At 67.5% G+C, this 21,926-nt stretch carries 26 protein-coding genes, 1 tRNA gene and 1 pseudogene; 8 read left to right on the top strand and 20 right to left on the bottom strand.

What is annotated here, in order from left to right; translation table 11 throughout:
• Positions 1 to 3 precede the first annotated feature (3 nt).
• A complete protein-coding gene (locus QMA07_RS11380) occupies positions 4 to 393 on the bottom strand; it encodes a hypothetical protein (RefSeq protein ID WP_290161928.1) in 390 nt (129 codons plus the stop codon).
• Between the two features lie 491 nt (positions 394 to 884).
• Between QMA07_RS11380 and QMA07_RS11375 the strand changes: the two genes are divergently transcribed.
• Positions 885 to 1,169 (top strand): hypothetical protein, encoded by a 285-nt coding sequence (locus QMA07_RS11375; RefSeq protein ID WP_290161926.1) that lies wholly within the window; start codon positions 885 to 887, stop codon positions 1,167 to 1,169.
• Between the two features lie 55 nt (positions 1,170 to 1,224).
• Entirely contained in the window at positions 1,225 to 1,500 is a 276-nt protein-coding gene (locus tag QMA07_RS11370) for a hypothetical protein (protein ID WP_290161924.1), read from the top strand.
• 83 nt (positions 1,501 to 1,583) lie between these two features.
• On the opposite strand, the gene QMA07_RS11365 is transcribed toward QMA07_RS11370, so the two are convergent.
• Positions 1,584 to 1,751, bottom strand: a complete 168-nt coding sequence (locus QMA07_RS11365; protein ID WP_290161922.1) for a hypothetical protein — start codon at positions 1,749 to 1,751, stop codon at positions 1,584 to 1,586.
• Between the two features lie 162 nt (positions 1,752 to 1,913).
• Positions 1,914 to 1,990: transfer RNA gene (locus tag QMA07_RS11360), tRNA-Pro, on the bottom strand.
• A 118-nt stretch (positions 1,991 to 2,108) separates the two neighbouring features.
• Between QMA07_RS11360 and QMA07_RS11355 the strand changes: the two genes are divergently transcribed.
• The 6 genes from QMA07_RS11355 to QMA07_RS11330 are packed head-to-tail and all read left to right on the top strand — an operon-like array spanning position 2,109 to position 5,964.
• Complete coding sequence (locus tag QMA07_RS11355; protein ID WP_290161920.1) at positions 2,109 to 2,693, top strand: GNAT family N-acetyltransferase; 585 nt, start codon at positions 2,109 to 2,111, stop codon at positions 2,691 to 2,693.
• Positions 2,690 to 2,887: a hypothetical protein gene (locus QMA07_RS11350; protein WP_290161918.1), complete on the top strand. Its 198-nt coding sequence runs from the start codon at positions 2,690 to 2,692 to the stop codon at positions 2,885 to 2,887. The genes QMA07_RS11355 and QMA07_RS11350 overlap by 4 nt, the downstream gene beginning before the upstream one ends.
• 21 nt (positions 2,888 to 2,908) lie before the next feature.
• Positions 2,909 to 3,364, top strand: a complete 456-nt coding sequence (locus QMA07_RS11345) for a hypothetical protein (protein ID WP_290161916.1) — start codon at positions 2,909 to 2,911, stop codon at positions 3,362 to 3,364.
• A gap of 40 nt (positions 3,365 to 3,404) precedes the next feature.
• On the top strand, positions 3,405 to 4,082 hold the full coding sequence (locus QMA07_RS11340) for a lysoplasmalogenase family protein (protein ID WP_290161914.1): 678 nt from the start codon (positions 3,405 to 3,407) through the stop codon (positions 4,080 to 4,082).
• Positions 4,082 to 4,468 carry an RNA-binding S4 domain-containing protein gene (locus tag QMA07_RS11335; protein ID WP_290161912.1) on the top strand — a complete coding sequence of 129 codons (387 nt, stop codon included), beginning with the start codon at positions 4,082 to 4,084 and terminating at the stop codon, positions 4,466 to 4,468. The genes QMA07_RS11340 and QMA07_RS11335 overlap by 1 nt, the downstream gene beginning before the upstream one ends.
• Before the next feature lie 38 nt (positions 4,469 to 4,506).
• Entirely contained in the window at positions 4,507 to 5,964 is a 1,458-nt protein-coding gene (locus QMA07_RS11330; RefSeq protein WP_290161910.1) for an HNH endonuclease signature motif containing protein, read from the top strand.
• 86 nt (positions 5,965 to 6,050) lie between these two features.
• On the opposite strand, the gene QMA07_RS11325 is transcribed toward QMA07_RS11330, so the two are convergent.
• The 17 genes and pseudogenes from QMA07_RS11325 to QMA07_RS11245 all read right to left on the bottom strand — a co-directional run.
• Positions 6,051 to 7,025, bottom strand: a complete 975-nt coding sequence (locus QMA07_RS11325) for an NUDIX domain-containing protein (protein ID WP_290161908.1) — start codon at positions 7,023 to 7,025, stop codon at positions 6,051 to 6,053.
• A gap of 88 nt (positions 7,026 to 7,113) precedes the next feature.
• Positions 7,114 to 8,634 (bottom strand): ribosome biogenesis GTPase Der, encoded by a 1,521-nt coding sequence (gene der, locus QMA07_RS11320; protein ID WP_290161907.1) that lies wholly within the window; start codon positions 8,632 to 8,634, stop codon positions 7,114 to 7,116.
• The gene (cmk, locus tag QMA07_RS11315; protein WP_290161905.1) at positions 8,627 to 9,301 is read right to left on the bottom strand and encodes a (d)CMP kinase; all 675 of its coding nucleotides are present in this window, start codon (positions 9,299 to 9,301) and stop codon (positions 8,627 to 8,629) included. Before cmk ends, der begins: the two co-directional genes overlap by 8 nt.
• Positions 9,294 to 10,439 carry a prephenate dehydrogenase gene (locus QMA07_RS11310; protein WP_290161902.1) on the bottom strand — a complete coding sequence of 382 codons (1,146 nt, stop codon included), beginning with the start codon at positions 10,437 to 10,439 and terminating at the stop codon, positions 9,294 to 9,296. The genes cmk and QMA07_RS11310 overlap by 8 nt, the downstream gene beginning before the upstream one ends.
• Complete coding sequence (locus QMA07_RS11305) at positions 10,436 to 11,224, bottom strand: pseudouridine synthase (RefSeq protein ID WP_290161901.1); 789 nt, start codon at positions 11,222 to 11,224, stop codon at positions 10,436 to 10,438. The genes QMA07_RS11310 and QMA07_RS11305 overlap by 4 nt, the downstream gene beginning before the upstream one ends.
• An 82-nt stretch (positions 11,225 to 11,306) precedes the next feature.
• On the bottom strand, positions 11,307 to 11,921 hold the full coding sequence (scpB, locus tag QMA07_RS11300) for an SMC-Scp complex subunit ScpB (protein WP_290161900.1): 615 nt from the start codon (positions 11,919 to 11,921) through the stop codon (positions 11,307 to 11,309).
• Positions 11,911 to 12,771 (bottom strand): ScpA family protein, encoded by an 861-nt coding sequence (locus QMA07_RS11295; RefSeq protein ID WP_290162124.1) that lies wholly within the window; start codon positions 12,769 to 12,771, stop codon positions 11,911 to 11,913. The genes scpB and QMA07_RS11295 overlap by 11 nt, the downstream gene beginning before the upstream one ends.
• A gap of 49 nt (positions 12,772 to 12,820) precedes the next feature.
• A complete protein-coding gene (locus QMA07_RS11290; RefSeq protein WP_290162122.1) occupies positions 12,821 to 13,654 on the bottom strand; it encodes a ParA family protein in 834 nt (277 codons plus the stop codon).
• A gap of 159 nt (positions 13,655 to 13,813) precedes the next feature.
• Entirely contained in the window at positions 13,814 to 14,716 is a 903-nt protein-coding gene (gene xerD, locus QMA07_RS11285) for a site-specific tyrosine recombinase XerD (protein WP_290161899.1), read from the bottom strand.
• 2 nt (positions 14,717 to 14,718) lie between these two features.
• Positions 14,719 to 15,315 carry an NUDIX hydrolase gene (locus tag QMA07_RS11280; RefSeq protein ID WP_290161897.1) on the bottom strand — a complete coding sequence of 199 codons (597 nt, stop codon included), beginning with the start codon at positions 15,313 to 15,315 and terminating at the stop codon, positions 14,719 to 14,721.
• On the bottom strand, positions 15,312 to 17,009 hold the full coding sequence (locus QMA07_RS11275; RefSeq protein WP_290161895.1) for a CTP synthase: 1,698 nt from the start codon (positions 17,007 to 17,009) through the stop codon (positions 15,312 to 15,314). The genes QMA07_RS11280 and QMA07_RS11275 overlap by 4 nt, the downstream gene beginning before the upstream one ends.
• A 17-nt stretch (positions 17,010 to 17,026) precedes the next feature.
• Positions 17,027 to 18,718 carry a DNA repair protein RecN gene (recN, locus tag QMA07_RS11270; RefSeq protein WP_290162120.1) on the bottom strand — a complete coding sequence of 564 codons (1,692 nt, stop codon included), beginning with the start codon at positions 18,716 to 18,718 and terminating at the stop codon, positions 17,027 to 17,029.
• Positions 18,715 to 19,629 (bottom strand): NAD kinase, encoded by a 915-nt coding sequence (locus QMA07_RS11265; RefSeq protein WP_290161893.1) that lies wholly within the window; start codon positions 19,627 to 19,629, stop codon positions 18,715 to 18,717. Before QMA07_RS11265 ends, recN begins: the two co-directional genes overlap by 4 nt.
• The gene (locus QMA07_RS11260) at positions 19,626 to 20,423 is read right to left on the bottom strand and encodes a TlyA family RNA methyltransferase (protein WP_290161891.1); all 798 of its coding nucleotides are present in this window, start codon (positions 20,421 to 20,423) and stop codon (positions 19,626 to 19,628) included. The genes QMA07_RS11265 and QMA07_RS11260 overlap by 4 nt, the downstream gene beginning before the upstream one ends.
• A complete protein-coding gene (locus QMA07_RS11255) occupies positions 20,420 to 20,596 on the bottom strand; it encodes a hypothetical protein (protein ID WP_290161889.1) in 177 nt (58 codons plus the stop codon). The genes QMA07_RS11260 and QMA07_RS11255 overlap by 4 nt, the downstream gene beginning before the upstream one ends.
• Positions 20,597 to 20,657: 61 nt before the next feature.
• On the bottom strand, positions 20,658 to 21,695 hold the full coding sequence (locus QMA07_RS11250; protein ID WP_290161888.1) for an HAD-IIA family hydrolase: 1,038 nt from the start codon (positions 21,693 to 21,695) through the stop codon (positions 20,658 to 20,660).
• Positions 21,695 to 21,926, bottom strand: a pseudogene (locus QMA07_RS11245) (DUF3027 domain-containing protein); the annotation flags it as partial. The gene QMA07_RS11250 and the pseudogene QMA07_RS11245, both read right to left, overlap by 1 nt.

The following is a 21,926-nucleotide window of genomic DNA, read 5'->3' as shown; positions in this document are numbered from 1 at the left end:
GGGTCACCAGAAGCGTTCAGGCTCAGGCTCAGGCACACGATCGCCACCGCCCCAGCGGTCCGCTTCGGCCTTCGCCGCGTCGACCGCCGCATCGGCGCCGTACAGGGCCGCCCTGGCACTCGTCGCGCCCGAACCGTTACCTTCGGCATCGACGGTGAGAGTCGTGAGCGACGAGTGGCCGCCGATCGTCACCGTGCAGTCGAGGACACGACCCCACCACCGGACGAGCTCGCCCCGCGGCTCTTCGACGCGGCGATACCGGATGCCGGTGTCGAGGTCGCTGACGGACAGGATCAGGGACTCCCCGGTCAGCTCGTCGACGCGCTCCATGACCTCGATACGGTGCCCGCGAGCGATGGCGAGGTGCGCGTTCAGCACGAGCTTTCTGTCCATGAACCCACTCTATGAGTGGACGTTCTCACGGCAAGCCCCAGTCTTGGAAGAAACATTCGTAGATTTCTTTGTCCCCCAAATGGCGGACAAGAGGATTAAGCGATATTCTGCTGAAAGTAGCGGGGGCTACCGGCTGAACATCTGGGGATATATCAGTCGAGAGAGCAGCGAAAGTCTTCGCCGCCTCCCCTACCGTCCGGGACGGACGGTGAGCCCTCTCGAGTGATCCAAATGGGGTTGGATGACTCGAGAGGGCAACCACTTCCGGACTCACCTCTTGAGGCGAGCCCGAAGTGCGCCCGCGGCAGTGCGTCTGCTGCATCGGTTCACGGTCCTCTTGAGCGATATACCGGTCTGTTCTTATAATTCTGATGAACTCTGGCAGGCAGAGGGCGCCCGTCGATCAGACGGTGACGTCATCGCCAGATCATGGAGCGCTCCCCTGTCGGCCGATGGCGAATACGACTGATTGGAGTGTTGAGATGTCCGCGATGCCCGATCCGAGGTTCGAGCTCCGCAGGGTGACGGAGACCGAGTGGCTGATCGTCGACCACAGGTACGAGCCACACGATGCACGTCAGACCGTCGCCTGCATCTACCAGGTGGATGCCGTAGAGGTCGATGTGCTCTGGTTGCGCAATCTTCCCCTGGCGAGCTCGTACATGTCGCCTGAAGATGTACTCAGCGACCTGCAGAGGTTCCACAACCCGCCGAGCCGGTCGACGGCGCCGATCACGATCCCGCACCTTCCTCCGCTTGCGACGACGTTCAGTTGATGCCCCTGCGGAGCGGTACCCCGGCTCAGCGACCGCCGCGCCATAGGCTGGCCTCATGCTCATCGCTCTGATCCGTCCCGTCGAGACCAGCACCGCAGACGTCATCGGAACGACTCTCGCCGAGGTGCTCGTCGAGCTCGAACAGCACCGCAAGCCCGGTTTCGAACTGGCGTCGGCGCCCGTGCGGATGCTGAAGGGCGTGGCGAAGATGGAGGCGACCGGCACGTTCACCCGCGTCGACGGCGTGCAGGAGATCGAGGCTGACGATATGGCATCTCTCGAGGCGAAAGTACCGGACGGGTGGCGGATGCTGACGGTGCGCACCGCCTAGGTCGAAAGACCCGCCGCTCGCGACGAAGACCCCCACCGGCACAGCGCCGGGTGGGGGTCTTCGCGCTTCAGGGAGTGGCCGTTTCAGCCGCCCGACGGGTTCTCGAGAGGCGCGCCGTCTTCGTCGGTGGTCTCGTCTTCGAGGATCTCGTCCGTGCTCTTGGACGTCGAGTCGTCGGGCGCTCCACCCGATGCGGTGTCGGGCTCTTCGTGGGCGTCGGTGGTTCCGTGCGTGTTCTGCAGATCGCTCATTGCATCTCCTCTGTCGGTGATGAGGCGACGGTATGCCGTTCGTCCGTTGCCGGAGAGGGGGTTGACGTGTCGACATCGCACGGTAGTGCGTTCCTGGCCACTGGGCCGGGCATGAGAAAAGCCCCGGAGTTCCGCGTAGCTCTGCGGTTCTCCGGGGCTTTGTGGTCGGGCTGACAGGATTTGAACCTGCGACCCCTTGACCCCCAGTCAAGTGCGCTACCAAGCTGCGCCACAGCCCGTTGTTCTGCACTCTCGCGCAGGCAACTCCCCTATCTTAGCCCCACTTTCCCGCCCTTCGCGAACCGGGTGAGCGCCGGGCGTTGCGTGGTGTCGGAGGCACGGCGTACCGTCACCTGCATGGCGACGATCACGACAGAGGTGGCGACGACCGCCCGGTGGGGCGACGTTCAGCATGCGCTCACCGGCGGCGGCGACGGCGCCAGTTGCCAGTGCATCTGGCCGATGCTGAGCAACAAGGACTGGAATGAGACGACCACGCCGCAGCGCACCGAGATGTTGCGCGATGAGATCGACGCGGGCCCTCCCCCTGGCCCGATCGCCTATGTCGACGGCGACGCCGCCGGGTGGATCCGGATCGGGCCGCGCACAAAACAGCAGCGGGTGCCGCGCACGCGCATGATCGCGGCAGCATCCGCCGAGCCTTTCGACGACGACTCGGTATGGGCGGTGACGTGCTTCGTGGTCCGTCGCGAACACCGAGGCTCCGGCCTCAACCTCGAACTGCTGCGCGCCGCCGTCGATTTCGCACGAACCTCGGGAGCCCGACTCATCGAGGGCTATCCCGTCGACACCCGCGGCGAGAAGAAGCGCTCGAACGACCTCTTCCACGGCATGGTCACCACGTTCCTGGCCGCCGGCTTCGAAGAGAGAGCCGAGATGAAGCCGGGACGAACCCTCGTGGCATTGGAGCTCTCCGCGTGACCGAAGAGACAGAGCTGCCGGCATCCATGGGCAGAGTCGCTCGCAGAGAGCTGGCTCTTCAGGGACTCACCCGTCTCGAGCAGTTCGACGGAATGTCCGAGAGCGCACTGCTCGCGATTCACGGAGTGGGCCCGAAAGCCATCCGCATCCTCCGCGAACATCTCGAATCCCGCGGCTCGGCGCTCAGACCATGAGCGACCGCTAGCGTGGGTGACATGAGCGACGAGCACCCGACCATCGAAGACCCCGAACTGGGCACTCTCACGCGCGCGACGACCGAGCTGTCTGATGGAACCGTGCTGACCCACGACTGGTACGCGGGCGGCACGGTCGTCAATGGTGCTCCCCTGGATCTCATGATCGAAGGGACCGACGCCGATGAGGCGGCCGCTCTGCTGCCCCACGTGCATGAGACGATCGCAGCCCTCGGCGTTCTGCGACGTCTGGCCACGGATGCCGTCGTGGCCGCCTTCAGCAACGTCGCCCCCGAGCAGCACGAGCTCGACGACGCGGCATCCGACCTCAGCCTCGAGACACTCGAGGCCTCAGCCGACGGCACCGTCGTGCTCCACCTCATCGACACCTGCGGCCAGCACTTCCCCGAGGGGTACTGGCCAGCGGTGCACCTCGGCACCGATGGTCAGATCACTCAGGTCACCGTCGAGTCCTGAGCGAGGCGGGCGCCGCTCGATCCCGCCCTACGATGGGGAGATGCAGCGCCGCCCCCAGCCTGATCCGCTTCTGTGGGCCTTTCTGCCCTACATCGCGGTTTCGGTGACCCACGTGGTGCTGCTGAGCCTCGAAAGCCCCGCGGCCGGTCCGACCAAGCTGCTGCTCATGCCCCTGCTCGCTGTGCCGGTGCTGGTGTCGCTGCGTCGGATCCAGGAGCGCACCGCACAGGCTCTGATTCTCGCGGCCCTCGCGTTCTCGTGGCTCGGCGACAGCGTCGGCGCGCTCTTCCCCGGCGCGCCGGAAGTGCCGCTGATGCTGATGTTCTTCGGCATCGCACATCTGGCATACATCGCTCTCTTCATCCGTCACTTCGCGCAGCGTCGAATGCCGTGGTGGGCGCTCGTCTACGCCGGATGGTGGGTGGCCATGGTGGCTTTCGTGGGACCACACACCGGCGGACTGCTGTTCGCGGTCGCCGCTTACGGACTCGTTCTCGGTGCCACGGCGGCGTTCTCCACTCGGTGCCCTCCGCTCGTCACGATCGGCGGTGCCTTCTTCCTCGCGAGCGACACACTGCTGGCTCTCCGACTCTTCCTTCCCCAATCGCTCCCCGCCTGGGGCAGCCCGGCCATCATGGCCGCCTACGCGATCGGACAGGGCTTGATCATCGCCGGCGCCCTGGCTGCACTGATCGCACTGAGAAAGCGAGCCGCCTGATGGCCGATGCCGCACGGGTCGACAGCTGGCTCTGGGCGATCCGCGTCTACAAGACACGCTCGGCCGCCACGACCGCATGCCGCGCCGGGCATGTGCGCGTGAACGGCGACAAGGTCAAGGCCGCTCAGCACGTGCGCATCGGCGACGAGTTGCGTGTGCGGATCGCAGGTTTCGATCGGATCCTCATCGTTCGCCAACTCCTCGTCAAGCGCGTCGGCGCGCCGGTCGCGGCGCTCGCCTATGAGGATCGCACGCCCGAGCGCGAGCCTCAGGCCGCTCTCGGACTGCGTGATCGGGGCGCAGGGCGACCCACCAAACGCGAGCGCCGCGACATCGACAAGCTGCGCGGTCGAGGATATGAGGATGACGGCATATTCCACGGCTGACACTGGGCATAGTCGAACATATCTTCTAAACTGAGGGCATGGCTCAGCGCACCGATCTCGACCTCGACCTCGAGGAGCGCGGCCGCCTGCTCGACGAGTGGGTCGCCACGAGGCATCAGATCGCGGCCCTTGAAGCGAAGTCGTACGCGCTCCTCGTCGAGCGAATCCGCGTGCACGATGCGGACGTCTCCGAGAGTCCCCACCACCGCGACGCGATCTACCGCTCGATGATCGCGGAGTACGCCGCGGCGGGGCATATCCCGAAGGGCTCGATCGAATACGCCTTCACCGACGCGCGCACCCTGTCACGAGCCTTGCCTGCCGTCTTCGCCTCCTTTGCGGCCGGCTCGATCACCGCCCACCATGTCCGCGAGATCGTGCGTGCCAGCGAGATCGTCGCGGACGCCATCCGCGACGGACGCGTGGAAGCAGCGACGATGGGTCTCTACGAGGCCGCAGTGCTCGTCGTCGCCGAGCAAGACACCGCGTCACGCACCAAGCCCCACGCGCGCAAGGTCGCCGCCCGCCTCGTGGGCCAGACCGTCGTCGAGACCCAGCGGCGCGCGGCGAGCGAACGCTGCATCACCGTCAGGTCGGTCGGCGACGGCCTGGCTGCGCTCACGGCGATCCTGCCCGAGTGGGTCGCCGTGGCGATCTCCGATCGACTCACGCAGATGGCGCGACACATCGACCGCACCCGCGAGGAGCGGGAGCCGATCCTCGCGCCGCTCGACGATGCCTCCGAGGACTCTCTGTGGCTCTCCGATCTCTCCCCCGAAGACCCCCGCTACGACTCCTACTTCGACGCCGGAGTGATCGCTGCTGACGGTACATTCGTCACCGATCCGCTTGCCGGCCTGATCGACCCGATGACCGATCCGACGAGTCCCGACATCGAGCATCTTTCCGGCGATACTCGCACGTTCGATCAGATCCGCGCCGATCTGCTGTCCGATCTGCTGCTCTCCACTGATCCGAGCGAAGCGAACGGCACAGGACTCAGGAACATATCGGCCCGCATTCAGGTCACGGTCGCTGCGAGCACCCTCGCCGGAGAGGACGACCGACCTGCCGAGCTCGACGGGCACGGACCCCTCGATCCCGATGTCGCGCGCGGACTCGCGGGGCGCTGTAGCGGATGGTCCCGCCTGTTCCTCGACGCGACCGGCCTCGTGACAGAGACCGACTCCTACTCCCCCACAGAGCAGATGCGACGCTTCCTTCGAGCGCGAGACGAACACTGCCGGTTCCCCGGATGCCGGATGCCGGTGCACCGCTGCGAGATCGACCACAACCACGACCACGCTCGCGGCGGACGAACGCGCATCGACAACCTCAGTCACTTCTGCACGACGCATCATTCGCTCAAACATCCCGACATCGACGAGCGGCATCGGTGGACGGCGCGTCAGGCTCCCGATGGGAGCATCACCTGGACCAGCCCGCTCGGCAGAGATTACGTCGACCCACCTCGTCGACGGGTCATGTTCGTCTGATCTATGCGACGCACTCGGCTGGAGTCATCACGCCCGGTGCCTTCACGGCTGAAGCATCACAGCTGAAGCCATCACAGTTGAAGCCATCACAGCTGTTGCGGCAGCACCCCCAGCAGCCAGCCGGCTGAGCGCACCTGTGCTGCGCCCGCCCGGACGACGCGGTCCTGCAGCTCGCGGTCGCTCGTGACGGCGACGACATACTGTCCCGCCCGCGATCGACGCTCGACCTCCGCAACGATCGCATCGTCTCCCGCAGCCTCAGCCCGTACAACAGAAACTCCTCCTGCGGGGAGCAGTTCGGGGGCCATCGCATCTGTACCTGCACCACCAGCACCAACACCAGCGGATGACGGCGACGGTGCGGAGATCCCGCGCGCTTGCCCTTCGACGACAAGCGCGATTTCAGGGAACCAGAGCGTTCCGTCGAGCCCGAGGTCCGCCCCAGGCATGACGAGACCGTCGAGTCGCGTAGACAGTCGGGTTGCCGCCGCCGCGCGATCCTTCCACCATCCGTCGGGCACGGAGCCGACCACGTTCGCAGCATCGACGACGAGCGACGGACGAACCTCGAGCAGCGCGCGGAGAGCCGGCCATGCACTGCCGAAACCGGGGTGCAGAGGTCGCGAGTCGACCTCATCGACCGGCACCCACTCGAGCGCCACGCTCTCAGGGTCACTGATCACGGGTTCGAACGGTCGCACCACATCAGCGATGACGGTCGTGTACGACCACACGTCGAGATCGAGCACGCTGGTGAACCGAGGCCGCACGGACCCATCGGGCACCCCCGCCTCCTCCTGCGCCTCACGCACAGCGCCCACGATCGCGCTCTCACCCTCATGCATCGCACCGCCGGGCAGTCCCCACGTGCCGCCGAAGTGACTCCAGGAGACGCGGTGCTGCAGCAGGATTCCGCGCTCGGCGTCGAATGCGAGCAGGCCCGCTGCTCCGAAACGCCCCCAGTACTTCTCCCCCGACGGGGCGACCACCCAGGCGTCACCCGGGTTCCGGGGTCCATCGGGGCGGCGGGGCTCACCAGCGGAAGGAGGTACGACAGTCACCCCTTCAGCCTGTCACAGCATCAGGGCATCGGCACGCATCCGGGTCACACGCGGGAACAGCTGTCCGCCCGTGCGACCCGGCAGCGGATCAGCGCTGACGCTTCTCGCGCACCCGCATGTTGATGACGATCGGCGTTCCCTCGAACTCGTAGAGCTCGCGAAGCCGACGCTGGATGAATCGACGGTAACCCGGGTCGAGGAACCCCGTCGTGAACAGCACGAACGTCGGCGGACGAGTCGACGCCTGCGTGCCGAACAGGATGCGCGGCTGCTTGCCTCCGCGCAGCGGGTGGGGGTGCTCCGCGACCAGCTCGGCGAGGAACGCGTTGAACTTGCCGGTGGGGATGCGACGGTCCCAGTTCGTGAGAGCTGTCTCGAGCGCGGGCACCAGCTTGTCGAGGTGACGACCGGTCTTCGCCGAGATGTTCACGCGCGGGGCCCAGGCGACGTGCGCCAGGTCCTTCTCGATCTCACGCTCGAGGTAACGACGACGATCGGCGTTCTCGAGGTCGTCGTCGTTCAGACGATCCCATTTGTTGAACGCGAGCACCAGCGAACGACCGGACTCGAGCACCAGGTCGATGATGCGGACATCCTGCTCGCTGATCGACTCCGACACGTCGAGGACGACGACACCGACCTCGGCCTTCTCGAGCGCGGCCGACGTACGCAGCGAAGCGTAGAAGTCGGCGCCCTGTGCCATGTGCACCCGGCGACGGATGCCGGCGGTGTCGACCAGGCGCCACAGCTTGCCGCCGAGCTCGACGATCTCGTCGACCGGGTCGCGGGTCGTGCCGGCGAGGTCGTTGACGACCACGCGCTCTTCGCCGGCCGCCTTGTTGAGCAGCGACGACTTGCCGACGTTCGGGCGTCCGAGGATCGCGACGCGACGCGGTCCGCCGATCTCTGCCTTGGCGACGGCAGAGACATCGGGGAGCGTCTTCAGCAGCTCATCGAGCAGGTCGGCGACACCACGACCGTGGATGGCCGAGACCGGGTGAGGCTCGCCGAGCCCGAGGTTCCAGAGGGCTGCCGCTTCGGGCTCCTGGCGAGCGTCATCGATCTTGTTCGCGACGAGGAAGACCGGCTTGCCGCTCTTGCGCAGCATCTTCACGACATGCTCGTCGGTCGATGTCGCTCCGACCATCGCGTCGACGACGAACAGCACGACGTCGGCGAGGTCGATCGCGACCTCCGCCTGGGCGGCGACCGAGCGGTCGATGCCGCGTGCGTCGGGCTCCCAGCCTCCGGTGTCGACGAGCGAGAAGCGTCGGTCGGCCCACTCGGCCTTGTACGTCACGCGGTCGCGGGTAACACCGGGGGTGTCCTCGACGACGGCCTCACGGCGTCCGAGGATGCGGTTCACGAGCGCCGACTTGCCGACGTTCGGGCGACCGACGATCGCCACGACCGGCAGAGCGGGGAAGAACTGGATGCCGTCCTCGCCCATCGTGATGCCGGCGAGGAGCGCGGCATCCTCATCATCGAGGTCGTAGTCGGCGAGGCCCGCGCGCAGTGTCTCGGCACGCGCTTCAGCGAGCTGCTCGTCGAGCTGCGCCATCTTCTCGGCGAGCTGGTCGGGGCCGCCTTCGTATTCGTCGTCAGCCATGGTGTACTCCTCGGGTTCGTTCGATCACCGCGAGGACGGCGTCGATGGTCTGTGTGAAATCGAGCTCCGTCGAATCGACGACCTCGACGCCTTCTGCGGCGTTCAGGAAGTCGACGACGGCGCTGTCTGAAGCGTCGCGCTTGTGCAGCGCAGCCGCGACGGTCTCGGCGTTCTCGCCGGCGAGTTCGCCGGCACGTCGTGCGGCGCGCACCTCGGGCGCAGCCGTGAGAAGGATCCGCACCGGGGCGTCTGGAGCCACCACGGTGGTGATGTCGCGCCCCTCGACGACGACCGCCGGGTAGGGCGCTTCGGCGACGAGGGTGCGGAACAGGCGGTTGACCTGATCGCGGACCTCGGGAACACGAGCCACGCCGCTGACGGCGCCCGAGACCGAAGGCTCGCGGATCGCGTCCGTGACGTCCACGTCGCCGACGCGCACCGTCCGATCATCGGGGTCGAGACCGAGTCGCACAGGGAAGTCGGCGACCGCGTCGAGTACCGCGGCGGCATCCGCCGTGTCGGCACCTCTGTCGAGCACGTGCCAGGCGAGAGCGCGATAGGCCGACCCCGTGTCGAGGTACCCGAAGCCCAGAGTGCGGGCGACCGCCTTGGACACACTGGACTTGCCGGAGCCCGCAGGCCCGTCGATGGCGATGAAATCAGTCATTGGTCGTACCTGCAATCCGCCAGCCGCGTTCCTGGAGTCCGGTGATCGCGCCGTGCAGCGCTGCGGGCTCGACACTGATCTCGGCGAGGCCGAACTGTGCGCCCGGTGAGTGCTCGAGACGCAGATCCTCGACGTTGACGCCGAGCTCTCCGAGCTCTCCGAACAGACGCCCGAGCTGGCCGGCGGTGTCGTCGATCATCACGATGAGCGACTCGAACCGCCGGTTCTGTCCATGCTTCCCCGGGAGCCGCTCGACGCCGTCGTTGCCCTGTCGGATCGTCTCGGCGACCACGCGCCGAGCGCCGGGAGCTTCGGGGGCGCGCAGCGCATCGGACACTTCTTGGAGGTCGGATGCCAGAGCGTCGAGGATCTCGACCACCGGCCCGGCGTTCGCTCCGAGGATCTGCACCCAGAGCTCCGGAGCGGAGGCGGCGATACGGGTCGTGTCACGCACACCCTGGCCGGAGAGCCGCAGCGCACCCTCGTCGGCCTCGGCGAGCCGTCCGGCGAGCAGGCTCGCGACGACCTGAGGAACGTGAGAGGTGAGCGCAACCGAACGGTCGTGCTCCTCGGGGGTCATCTCGAGAGGCATCGCCCCGACGTCGAGAGCGAGCGCTTCGACGAGCGCGAGATCTGCGGCCTTGGTGTCGGCGTCACGGCACACGACCCACGGGCGTCCGATGAACAGGTCTGCGCGAGCGGAGATCGCCCCGCCGCGCTCCCGTCCGGCGAGCGGGTGTGAACCGATGTAGCGGGTCAGGTCGACTCCGCGTCTCTGCAGGCTGTGGAAGGGCTCGAGCTTGACGCTCGCCACGTCTGTGACGACGGCGTGCGGAAAACGAGCAAGCTCCGACTCGATGACATCTGCGGTGACGTCCGGCGGCACAGCGACCACGATCAGCACCGGCGAGTCATCGTCAGCAGCCGAGCGGCCGGCACCGTAGTCGATCGCGAGGCGCAGCTGAGCCGGTGACGTGTCGGCGAGCACCACATCGACGCCTTTGGAGCGAAGCGCGTGGCCGATGCTCGCACCGAGCAGCCCGGCGCCGACCACCCGAACGGTGCCCGTGAGCCTGGCCGCGATTCGCGGCGCGACAGAACTCCGAGCCCCCGTGGGCGCACTCGTCGTATCGGTCACTCGTTCTCCTGTTGCTCGCCTGGCGCCTCGGCGACACCGGAATCACGGCGCGACAGAGTCAAGAGTGCGCCGAGTTCGATTTTAGTCAGTTCACGGGTCTTCCCAACCGGGAGGGTTCCCAGGTGCAGCGGGCCGAACTGACGGCGAACGAGTTCGGTCACCGGGTGGCCGACGGCAGCCAGCATCCTTCGGACGATCCGGTTGCGCCCCGAGTGCAGTGTCAGCTCGACGAGACTCGACCCGCGAGAGGTGTCGAGCAGCCGCGCCTTGTCTGCCGCGATCGGACCGTCATCGAGGTCGATGCCCTTGGTGAGCTTCGAGATCGTCTGCGCGGACACCTCGCCCTCGACCTTCGCGATGTACACCTTGGTGACACCGAACGACGGGTGGGCGAGCACGTGTGCGAGGTCGCCGTCGTTCGTCAAGACGAGCAGCCCGCTGGTCTCGGCGTCGAGTCGCCCGACGTTGTACAAGCGCTCCTCGTATTCGTCGGTGAAGACACGGAGATCGGGCCGACCGTTCTCGTCACGGAGGCTGCTGACCACTCCGGTCGGCTTGTTGAGCATCACGTATCGCTTCGACACATCGAGCTGAACAGCCGTGCCGTCCACGTCGATGAGGTCGGTCTCCGGGTCCACGCGGCGGCCGAGCTCGGTGACGGTCTCTCCGTTGACCCGGATGCGTCCCTCGACGATGTACTGCTCGATCACGCGTCGTGAGGCCACGCCCGCCGCCGACAGCACCTTCTGCAGGCGGATGCCCTCTGGTGTCTCGAAGCCGCTCATCGGATGGTCCCTTCGTTGAAACTGAATCTGTGCATCGTGTCCGCGCAACTGGACGACATCGGACGAGCGGGCTCAACCGAGGTCATCGGATGGTCCCTTCGTCAAAACCGTCTGCGCCGTCGTCGAGCAGAGGAGATATCGGTGGCAGCTCATCGAGCGTGTTGATGCCCAGGTGCTGCAGGAGCGCGTCGGTGGTGCCGTAGTTGATCGCGCCGGTCTCGGAATCTGCGAACAGCTCGGTGATGAGACCGCGTGCGAGCAGGGTGCGCACGACAGAATCGACGTTCACCGCCCGGATCGACGCCACCTGGCTGCGTGTGACGGGCTGCTTGTACGCGATCACGGCGAGCGTCTCGAGCGCCGCCTGAGAGAGTCGGGCAGGTGCCTGCCCTCCGACGAACTCTGCGACGACATCGTCGTGATCCTCGCGGACGTACAGGCGCCATCCGCCGCCGACCTCGCGCAGTTCGAAGCCACGACGCGGGCCCTGGCCTTTGCCGTCGTAGTCGTCCACCAGCGTCTCGATCGTCTGCCGCACAGCCGCCACCGGCGAGCCGACGGCAGCGGCGAGAGCGACGAGACCGATCGGCTCGTCGATGATCAGCAGGATCGCCTCGATGCGCTCGGACAGCGGTGACTCGCGCACGGCACTTCCGGTTGCGGCACCGGCCGCAGAGTCGGTCACGTCATCGGTCATAGTCGGCTCCCAGCGATGCGAGTGTCTCATCCGACCAGGAGTCGGCGGCCCAGCGCAGCGTCAGCTCGCCGAGTGGTTCCAGTTGTTCGAACGAGAGGGCGGCGTGCCGGTAGAGCTCCAGCACGGAGATGAACCGCGCGACGACGATGCCCGGCTCGCTCACCCCCGCCACGAGCTCGCGGAAGCTCACCGACTCTGCGGCGCGAAGCAGGGTGACGACGATCGCTGCCTGCTCACGGATGCTGACGAGCGGTGCGTGGAGGTGATCGAGACCGACGTGCGGGATCTCCTTCGGTGTGAACGCGAGGAGCGCGAGAGCGGCGAAATCGTCGACGCTGAGCGACCAGACGAGCTCGGGCGTCTTCCGCCGGTGCTTCTCGTCGAGCCTGACCGCCCGCACGTGACGACGATCCTCTCGCTGAAGGCACCGACCGAACCAGGCCGACACCTCCTTGAAAGCGCGATACTGCAGGAGGCGCGCGAAGAGAAGGTCTCGGGCTTCGAGGAGCGCGACGGCCTCGGCATCCACCAGCTCCCCCTGCGGCAGGAGCCCTGCCACCTTCATATCGAGCAGCGTCGCCGCGACCACCAGGAACTCCGACGCCTGATCGAGCTCCGCGTCGTCGTCGAGCTCTTTGAGATACGCGATGAACTCGTTCGTGACCGCGCTCAGCGAGACCTCGGTGATGTCCATCTCGTGCTTCGAGATGAGGTTCAGCAGCAGATCGAACGGGCCGTCGAAGTTCGACAGAGAGACCCGGAACCCGACATCCGGGACGGGAGTCTCCTGCGCAACGGGGGAATCGAGGTGCGCCGCATCGGCAGGTGCGAGGGACTTCGCAGGCGCGATGGACTGAACTGGTGAGACGGACTGAGCCGGTGTGTCTGACGGCTCGAGCTCAGGCGACAGCGCCACGGGTGACCAGCTCCCGCGCCAGCCGCAGGTATGCCTGCGCGGCAGCGTGCTCCGGAGCGAACTCGGTGATCGGCACACCGGAGACCGATGCGTCGGGGAACTTGACCGTGCGACCGATCACGGTCTCCAGGACATCGTCGCCGAACGCCTCGACCACACGCTCGAGAACCTCACGCGAATGCAGCGTGCGCGGGTCGTACATGGTGGCGAGAAGGCCGTCCATCGTGATCGACGGGTTCAGGCGGTCTCGCACCTTGTCGATGGTCTCGATCAGGAGAGCCACACCGCGAAGCGCGAAGAACTCGCACTCGAGCGGGATGATGACGCCATGAGCCGCGGTCAGCGCGTTCACTGTGAGCAGGCCGAGCGAGGGCTGGCAGTCGATCAGGATGACGTCGTACTCCCCCGCCACCTGGCGGAGAACACGGGCGAGGATCGTCTCGCGGGCGACCTCGTTCACGAGGTGCACTTCGGCGGCGGACAGGTCGATGTTCGCCGGCATCACGTCGAGACCCTCGACCCCGGAGGGGACGATCGCATCGTGCGCGTCGCGCTTGGTGTCGAGCAGCAGGTCGTACACGGTCGGCACGTCGTGCGTCTGGATCCCGAGGCCGGCCGACAGCGCGCCCTGCGGGTCGAAGTCGACGGCCAGCACCTTGCGGCCGTACTCGGCGAGGGCCGCAGCGAGGTTGATCGCGGTCGTCGTCTTGCCGACGCCGCCCTTCTGGTTGCACAGCGCGATGATGCGTGCGGGCCCGTGCGAGGCGAGCGGTTCCGGGGTCGCGAAGCCGTGATAGGGACGCCCGGTGGGTCCCATGGGGGTGTCGTCGTTCTTCGACGTCTTCGCCCTGGACTTCGCCGCGTTCTCAGCCACCGATTCTCCTGCTCTTTCGTGCTCGGTCGAGTCTACCGATCGCCCGGCGGGATCACCGCCTCGGGCCCGGCGATCCCGGGATTTCTCCCGTGCGCCGCGATCTCAGCGAGCGCGCGGGTGCGAGGTGGCGTAGATATCCCGCAGGGTGTCGACCGATACGTGCGTGTAGATCTGCGTCGTCGCGACCGACGCATGTCCGAGCAGCTCCTGCACGACGCGCACGTCGGCACCGCCCTGCAGCAGATGCGTCGCGAACGAGTGCCGCAGCGTGTGCGGCGATACCTCGGCGGTGATGTGCGCGTGCTCAGCCGCCGAGCGGATGACGAGCCATGCGCTCTGCCGTGACAGCGGGGCGCCGCGTGCGCCGAGGAAGAGTCGGGCCGACGCCCGACCCTTCGCCGCGAGTCCTGGCCGGACGCGGGTGAGATACGCATCGACCGCGTCGCGGGCGAACGAGCCGATCGGCACGATGCGCTCCTTCGCCCCCTTGCCCCGAAGGCGCAGCACATCGCCGTGAGCAAGGTCGTCGACGTCGAGCCCGACCGCCTCGGACACTCGAGCGCCGGTCGCATAGAGCAGCTCCAGCAGTGCCCTGTCGCGGATGCCCATCGGGTCCTCGGCGCTGGGCGCGCCGAGCAGCCGCTCGACCTGGTCGATCGTCAGGGCTTTGGGCAGCCGGCGAGGAGCCTTGGGCGGACGAAGGCGGCCGCTCGGGTCGTCCTGTTCGACGCCCTCACGCGCCAGGAATCGATGCCACCCGCGCACGGACGACTGCAGCCGAGCAAGGCTGGTCGCGGCAGGAGCGGGATCCGCGCCCGATCGATCGGAGATGAACCTCCCGACGACGGCTGCGCTGATCTCGGCTGTGTCGGCGATCCCCTGGGCATTCAGCCACTCGAGGTAGGAGCCGAGATCGCGCCGATAGGCGGCGATCGTGTGCTCGCTGAGACCGCGCTCGATCGTGACGTGGCGCAGATACGTGTCCAGCGCACGGTCGAGCTGCATGCTCAGCTCCGATCGCGCAGCCTCTGGGCGGCTGCGAGCACACCGATGCCGAGGATCCCGTTGCGCATCCGCCCGTCGAGAACCGCTGAGACCGCGGCATCGAGCGGAACCCACTCGACCCGGATGTCGGCCTCTTCGTCCTCGCGCGCATGCGCGTTCTGCGCCGCCGAGACGCCGGTCGCGAGGAAGACGTGGATGAGCTCGTCGTTTCCGCCGGGAGTGGTCCACGTCGAGACGAGCGGCTCCCAGTGCGATGCGACGAGGTCCGCCTCTTCGGCGAGCTCGCGTCGAGCAGCCTCGAGCGGCTCCTCCCCTGCCACATCGAGCAGACCGGCGGGCAGCTCCCAGTCACGGTGGCGGATCGGATGCCGGTACTGCTGGATCAGCAGCACCCTCCCCTCGTCGTCCAGGGCCAGGATCGCGACGGCGCCGGTGTGCGCGACGTACTGGCGGCGGATCTCTCCGTCGCCGTACCGCACCCGGTCGTCGCGGACGTTCCAGACGGCGCCCTCGTACGCGAGGTCGCTGCGGAGGATCTCCGGCTCGAACGGCTCGTCACGCAGATCGTCGAGCTCAGGCATCGGCTGCGTCGAACTCATGCATCGGCTTCGACGTCGAACAGCTCGCTGGAGCGGTGACGCTCGATCGCGGCTCCGACCAGTCCGCGGAACAGCGGGTGCGGGGCGGTCGGACGCGAGCGGAGCTCCGGGTGAGCCTGCGTGGCGATGTAGTACGGGTGCACGTCGCGCGGCAGCTCGACATACTCGACCAGATCGAGCTCGGGGTTCAGGCCCGAGAACACAAGACCGGCCTCCGAGAGACGCGCACGGTAGGCGTTGTTGACCTCGTAGCGATGACGGTGGCGCTCCGACGCCTCAGGCGCGCCGTACAGCTCACGGGCCAGCGATCCCTCGGCGAGTGCGGCCTGGTAGAGCCCCAGACGCATGGTGCCGCCGAGGTCGCCGCCGTCGAGGATCTCGACCTGCTCGGCCATCGTGGCGATGACGGGCTCGGAGGTCTGCGGGTCGAACTCGCTCGAGGATGCCTCGGCGATGCCGGCCACATCGCGGGCGTACTCGATGACCATGCACTGCAGGCCGAGGCAGAGTCCGAGGGTCGGGATGCCCTGCTCACGCGCGAACTTCAAAGCGCCCAGCTTGCCCTCGATGCCGCGGATGCCGAATCCACCGGGAACGCAGATGCCGTCGAGCTCGCCGAGCTGCTCCTTCGCACCCTCAGGGGTCTCGCAGCGGTCCGACGGGATCCAGCGGATGTTGACCTTGGTCTCCTGCGCGAACCCACCGGCTTTGAGCGCCTCGGTCACGGAGAGGTATGCGTCGGGCAGATCGATGTACTTGCCGACCAGGCCGATGGTCACCTCGTGCTTGGGGTTGTGCACGGCGTGCAGCACCTTGCTCCAGCGAGTCCAGTCGACCTCGTCTGCGGCCTTCTCGTCGAGACCCAGACGACGCACGATGTACGAGTCGAGCCCCTGGTCGTTGAGCGTCGACGGAATGTCGTAGATGCTCGGCAGGTCGACAGTGTTGATGACACCTTCGGCGTCGACGTCGCACATGAGAGCGATCTTGTTGCGGTTGCTCTCGCTCACCGGACGGTCGCTGCGCAGCACGAGCGCATCGGGCTGGATGCCGACCTGTCGGAGCGCGGCCACGGAGTGCTGCGTCGGCTTGGTCTTCTGCTCCCCGGACGCCCCCATGAACGGGACGAGCGACACGTGCACGAAGAAGACGCTGTCGCGCCCGAGCTCGTGTCGCAGCTGGCGCGCCGACTCGAGGAACGGCTGCGACTCGATGTCGCCGACCGTGCCGCCGACCTCCGTGATGATCACATCAGGACGCGGGTCCTCTGTCGCCTGCAGACGCATGCGGCGCTTGATCTCGTCCGTGATGTGCGGGATCACCTGCACGGTGTCGCCGAGGTACTCGCCTCGGCGCTCGCGGGCGATCACCTGCGAATAGATCTGGCCGGTCGTGACGTTGGCGGCCTCAGACAGGTTGATGTCGAGGAAGCGCTCGTAGTGTCCGATGTCGAGGTCGGTCTCGGCGCCGTCATCGGTGACGAAGACCTCGCCGTGCTGGAACGGGTTCATGGTGCCCGGATCGACGTTCAGATACGGGTCGAGCTTCTGCATCACGACCCGGAGTCCGCGGGCGGTCAGGAGGTTGCCGAGGCTTGCGGCAGTGAGCCCTTTACCCAAAGACGAAACCACACCACCCGTCACAAAGATGTGCTTGGTCGTGTCGTTCTTGGGCCCCGCAGAAGAAGAGTTCATCACGGGCTTCGATCCTATCAGGAGGTGGAGGTGCCGAGGCTGAGAAGTTCTCGGGCATGGGTGATCGCGGCATCCGAATCGGTCAATCCGGACAGCAGTCGAGCCATCTCGGCCTCACGCTCCTGACCCTCGAGACGGCGGACACTCGACGCGGTGACTGCTCCGTCGTTGGATTTGACGACCGAGAGATGGTTGGTGGCGAAGGCGGCGACCTGAGCCAGATGAGTGACGGCGATCACCTGCGACTTCTCTGCGAGTCGGGCGAGTCGTCGGCCGACCTCGATCGCCGCGGCGCCGCCGATGCCGGCATCGACCTCGTCGAACACGAAGGTCGGTACGGGGTCGGTTCCGGCGATGACGACCTCGATCGCGAGCATCACACGCGAGAGCTCACCGCCGGACGCGCCCTTGCCGACCGATCGGGGTTCGGCTCCGGGATGCGGTGCGAGCAGGATCGCGACGTCGTCGCGACCGTGAGCGCTCTCCGTGCCCGGTGTGACCGCGACTTCGAGGGTCGCGTCGGGCATCGCGAGGGCATGCAGCTCCTCGCTCACGGCGACGCCGAGCCGAAGGGCGGCGGCGGTGCGCTCCGCCGTCAGGGCGTCAGCATGTGCATCGAGCGCTGCACGGGCGGCGTCACGTTCCGCTTCGAGGCGATCGAGCCGCTCGCCGTCGTCGTCGAGTTCAGCGAGCCTCGTCGACCCCGTCTGCCAGAGCTCGAGAGCCTGGTCGAGAGATCCGTGCGCGCGGATCAGCGTGCCCAGGGCTGCACGTCGCTCTTCGACGGCCGCCAGCTCGTGCGGTCCCGTCTCATCGAGATCTGCGAGGTACGCCGAGAGCTGGCCGGCGGCATCGACGATCCGGTAGCCGATGTCGGCGAGAGCGGACGAGATGTCGGTGAGGGCGGCGTCGGAGACGCGCTCGAGCGCCCGACGGGCTTCGGCGACCAGTGCGGATGCATCCGGCTCGCCCTCTTCGCTCGAGAGCGCACTGTGCGCGAGCGAGGCGGCGAGGCGCAGCTCTTCGGCATTCGCCAGACGCTCGGCCCGTGCGGTCAGCTCGACGTCCTCTCCCTGTTCGGGGGCAGCAGCCTCGATCAGCGCCAATGCCTCGCGGAGGCGAGATGCCTCTTCGGCTCGGCGGTCGCGATTCTCGGTGATGTCGGCGATCTCGGCATCCAGCTCGCGCCACCGTGTGAACGACGACGCGTAGGCGTCGAGCGCGTCGGCGATCGGCGCCCCTCCGAAACGATCGAGGGCATCGCGTTGCGCCGCGGATGAGCGCAGCCTCAGCTGCTCGGACTGACCGTGCACGACGACCAGTTCCTCGGCCAGGGCAGACAGCACCCCCGCCGGCGCTGCCCTTCCACCGACGCTCGCACGGCTGCGGCCCTCGGCACTCAGCGTGCGAGAGACGTACAGCTCGGCGGCGCCGGATCCTGCAGGCTCCAGCTCTCCGCCCGCGTCCGCGACGATGTCGGCGACGTCACCCGTCTCGGGCACGATCCATACTCCCGCGACGGATGCCTGAGCCGCTCCGGCTCGAACAGCGCCGGAGTCCGCCCGCTGGCCGAGCAGCAGTCCCAGGCCGGTCACGACCATCGTCTTGCCCGCGCCGGTCTCGCCGGTGATCGCGGTGAAGCCGGCGCCGAGCGGCAGGACAGCGTCGGCGATCACGCCGAGTCCCTGCATCCGCATCTCCTCGATCACGAGGCCGCCCCCTGTCCGCGCCATCCGGCGACCGGCAGCTGGAACTTGCGCACGAGACGGTTGGTGAACTGTGTGGGGTGCAGGCGCGCGAGACGCACCGGACGCGAGGACTTGCGCACCACCACACGCGCGCCCGGAGGCAGGTCATGCGAGCGACGGCCATCGCACCAGAGGATGCCGGAGCCCGAGGTGCCCTCGAGCATCTCGATGGCCACAGCAGCGTCGGGACTGACCACGAGAGGTTTGGCGAACAGCGCGTGAGCAGACAGAGGAACGACCGCGATGGCCTCGACGCTGGGCCAGATGACCGGTCCCCCGGCAGAGAAGTTGTAGGCCGTCGATCCCGTCGGCGTAGACACGACCATGCCGTCGCACCCGAAGCTCGACAGGGGCAGACCGTCGATCTCGAGCACGACCTCGATCATGCGCTCACGGCTGGCCTTCTCGACCGTGGCCTCATTCAGCGCGAACGTCTCGTACACGACGGCACCGTCGGCGTCTTTGACCCGCACCGACAGCGCCAGGCGCTCTTCGACCTCGTAGTCGCGGTCGATCACGCGCCGTACGGCAGCATCCATGTCGTCGCGGTCGATCTCGGCGAGGAATCCGACGTGGCCCATGTTGATGCCGAGCACGGGAGCCGAGCAGCCGCGCACCAGTTCGGCGGCGCGGAGGATCGTGCCGTCGCCCCCGAGGACGATCGCGAGCTCGAGCTCGTCCTGCTGCACGGTCTCGCCGAGAATGTCGACGTCGGCGAAGTGAGGGTCGACGGCACGCAGGTCCCCGCTCTCATCGGGCGGGAGCACAGGGCGCGCGCCTGCACCGCGGAGTTCGTCGACCACCTTGCGGGCCGCCTCGACGGTGGCCTCCCGGCCGGCATGGGCGACGACCAGGATGTTGCGCTCGTTCATCGTCTCCCTGCCAGTGCGTTGATGCGGTCTGACCATTCTGACGGATCGCTGCCGCGCCCCGGAGCGAGGTGCAGGAGATACTCCGAGTTGCCGTGCGTCCCGAGGATCGGCGAGGCGAGGATGCCGAGCATGCCCAAACCGGAGTCCCAGGCGCTCCACGCTGTGCGCGCGACCGCATCAGCGCGCGTGGCCGAGTCGGTGACGAGGCCGCCGCGCACCGCGGTGCGACCGACCTCGAACTGCGGCTTCACGAGCAGGATGATATCTGCGCCGGGCGCCGCCACCCCGGCGACAGCCGGCAGCACGTGCTCGAGGGAAATGAAGGACAGGTCGCCGACGATGAGGTCGGGAGCCGCAGCTTCACCCGTGGCCTCCTGCAGGTTCTCGGGAGTCATGTGACGGACGTTGTAGCCCTCGACGACGACGACGCCGGTGTCGGATGCCACGGCGCCGGCCATCTGGTCGTGGCCCACGTCGACGGCGAGGACGCGCCGCGCTCCGCGCTCACGAAGCACCTGGGTGAAGCCGCCGGTGGATGCGCCCATGTCGAGCGCGAGGCGGCCTTCGGCAGAGACACCGAACCCGTCGAGAGCGGCGATCAACTTGTGCGCACCGCGACCGACGTAGTGATCGGCGCCCGCAACGGTGATCTCCGAGGCGTCCGTGACCGGTGTCGAGGCCTTCACGACGGGGCGGCCGTCGATGCTCACGAGGCCGTCCGCGATGAGCGTGGCCGCATGCGTGCGCGAACGAGCGAGTCCTCGTGCGGCGAGGGCAGTATCGAGTCGCGTCATCGGGAACCCGGCGCGTCGCGCTGGTCGAGCTTCGCGCCGCTGTCGAGGCGGCGCGACAGCTCATCGTGCAGTCCGGAGTATGCGTCTGCTCTGGCAGCGAGCGGCTGCCCCTCGATCAGGCGCAGCCGACTCCACAGACCGTCGGTCGGTGCGTTCGTCGTCTCGTCGCTCACGCTTCTACTGTACGTGGCTCCGCCGACACGTCGGAGGAGCCACGGCGAGGCGAGGCGCCGCTCAGGGTCGGTGGAACGGGTCGTCGTAGAGGCGCTCGGGCACCCGCAGCACGAACACCGGAGTACCGGAGGCCCAGATCGCGGAGGCGCCGGCGCGCAGCAGATCGATCTGCGACTCTCCCTCGGCGACGATCTCGACGTCGGCGCCGACGACCCGCACGGAGGCGCCGTTCACCGAGTGGACACCGTCTTTCGACGTGACCTCCGGGTACGGCTGGTGCAGTTCACGCAGGTCACTGAGGATGTACGTCGGACGAGACCCCTCCGGCGCAGCGAGCACGTGCTTCGGTCGGTCGATGCCGGTGAGCACAAGCGCGGAGTCGATGCCCGCGCGGACGGCTCCGAGGATGTCCGTGTCGAGGCGGTCGCCGATGAACAGCGCCTTCTTCGCGCCGAAGCGCTCTGTGGCCTCTTCGAAGATCGGTGTCTCGGGCTTGCCTGCCACGGTCGCGAGCCGGCCGATCGCCGTGTGCACCGCAGACACGAGTGTCCCGTTGCCCGGGGCTACGCCGCGCTCACGCGGGATCGTCCAGTCGGTGTTGGTGGCGATCCATGGGATGCCACCCTCCTCCTCGGGAACCTTCAGCGCGAAGGCGGCTTCGGCGAGATCCGTCCAGGCCACCTCCGGAGCGAAACCCTGCACGACGGCATCCGGAGCATCCTCGGCGCTGCGGGTGACGGTGTAACCCGCCTTCTCCGCCTCGTCGACGAGTCCCGCTCCGCCCACGATCAGAAGCGTGGCGGGTGGCGGGACGATTCCGGCGAGGAGCCGCATCGCAGCTTGCGGGCTGGTGATCACGTCAGCGGGCGCGACGTCGAGCCCCAGACTGCTCAGGTGCTCGGCGACCGATGCGTCCGTGCGAGACGCGTTGTTCGTGATGTACCCGAGACGAGCAGTCGCCGCTGCCGCGTTGAGGCTCTCCACCGCATGCGGCAGCGCGCCGGGACCCGCATAGACGACGCCATCCAGATCTGCGAGCACGGCGTCCACGCCGTCGAGCGGGGTGCGCAGTGCAGGTTTCTTGGAGAACAGACCCACTACGCCTCCTTCGACGTCTCGGATGGCGTCGACTCCTTGTCCGTGTCGTCGGCGCTTTCATCGTCGGAGTCGGAGTCGGAGTCGTCTTCGGAGTCGTCTTCGCCGAGAAGCTCGCGCACCTCGTCGTCGATCGACGGCTCAGGCTGCACGTCAGCGTCAGCGTCAGCGTCAGCGTCAGCGTCAGCGTCAGCGTCAGCGTCAGCGTCAGCGTCAGCGTCAGCGTCAGCGTCA

This window comes from Microbacterium sp. APC 3901 (assembly GCF_030407765.1).
In the GTDB taxonomy this organism is placed as follows: domain Bacteria; phylum Actinomycetota; class Actinomycetes; order Actinomycetales; family Microbacteriaceae; genus Microbacterium.
The sequence above is the reverse complement of the archived record's forward strand: the minus strand, read 5'-3'. Positions and strand labels throughout refer to the sequence as shown.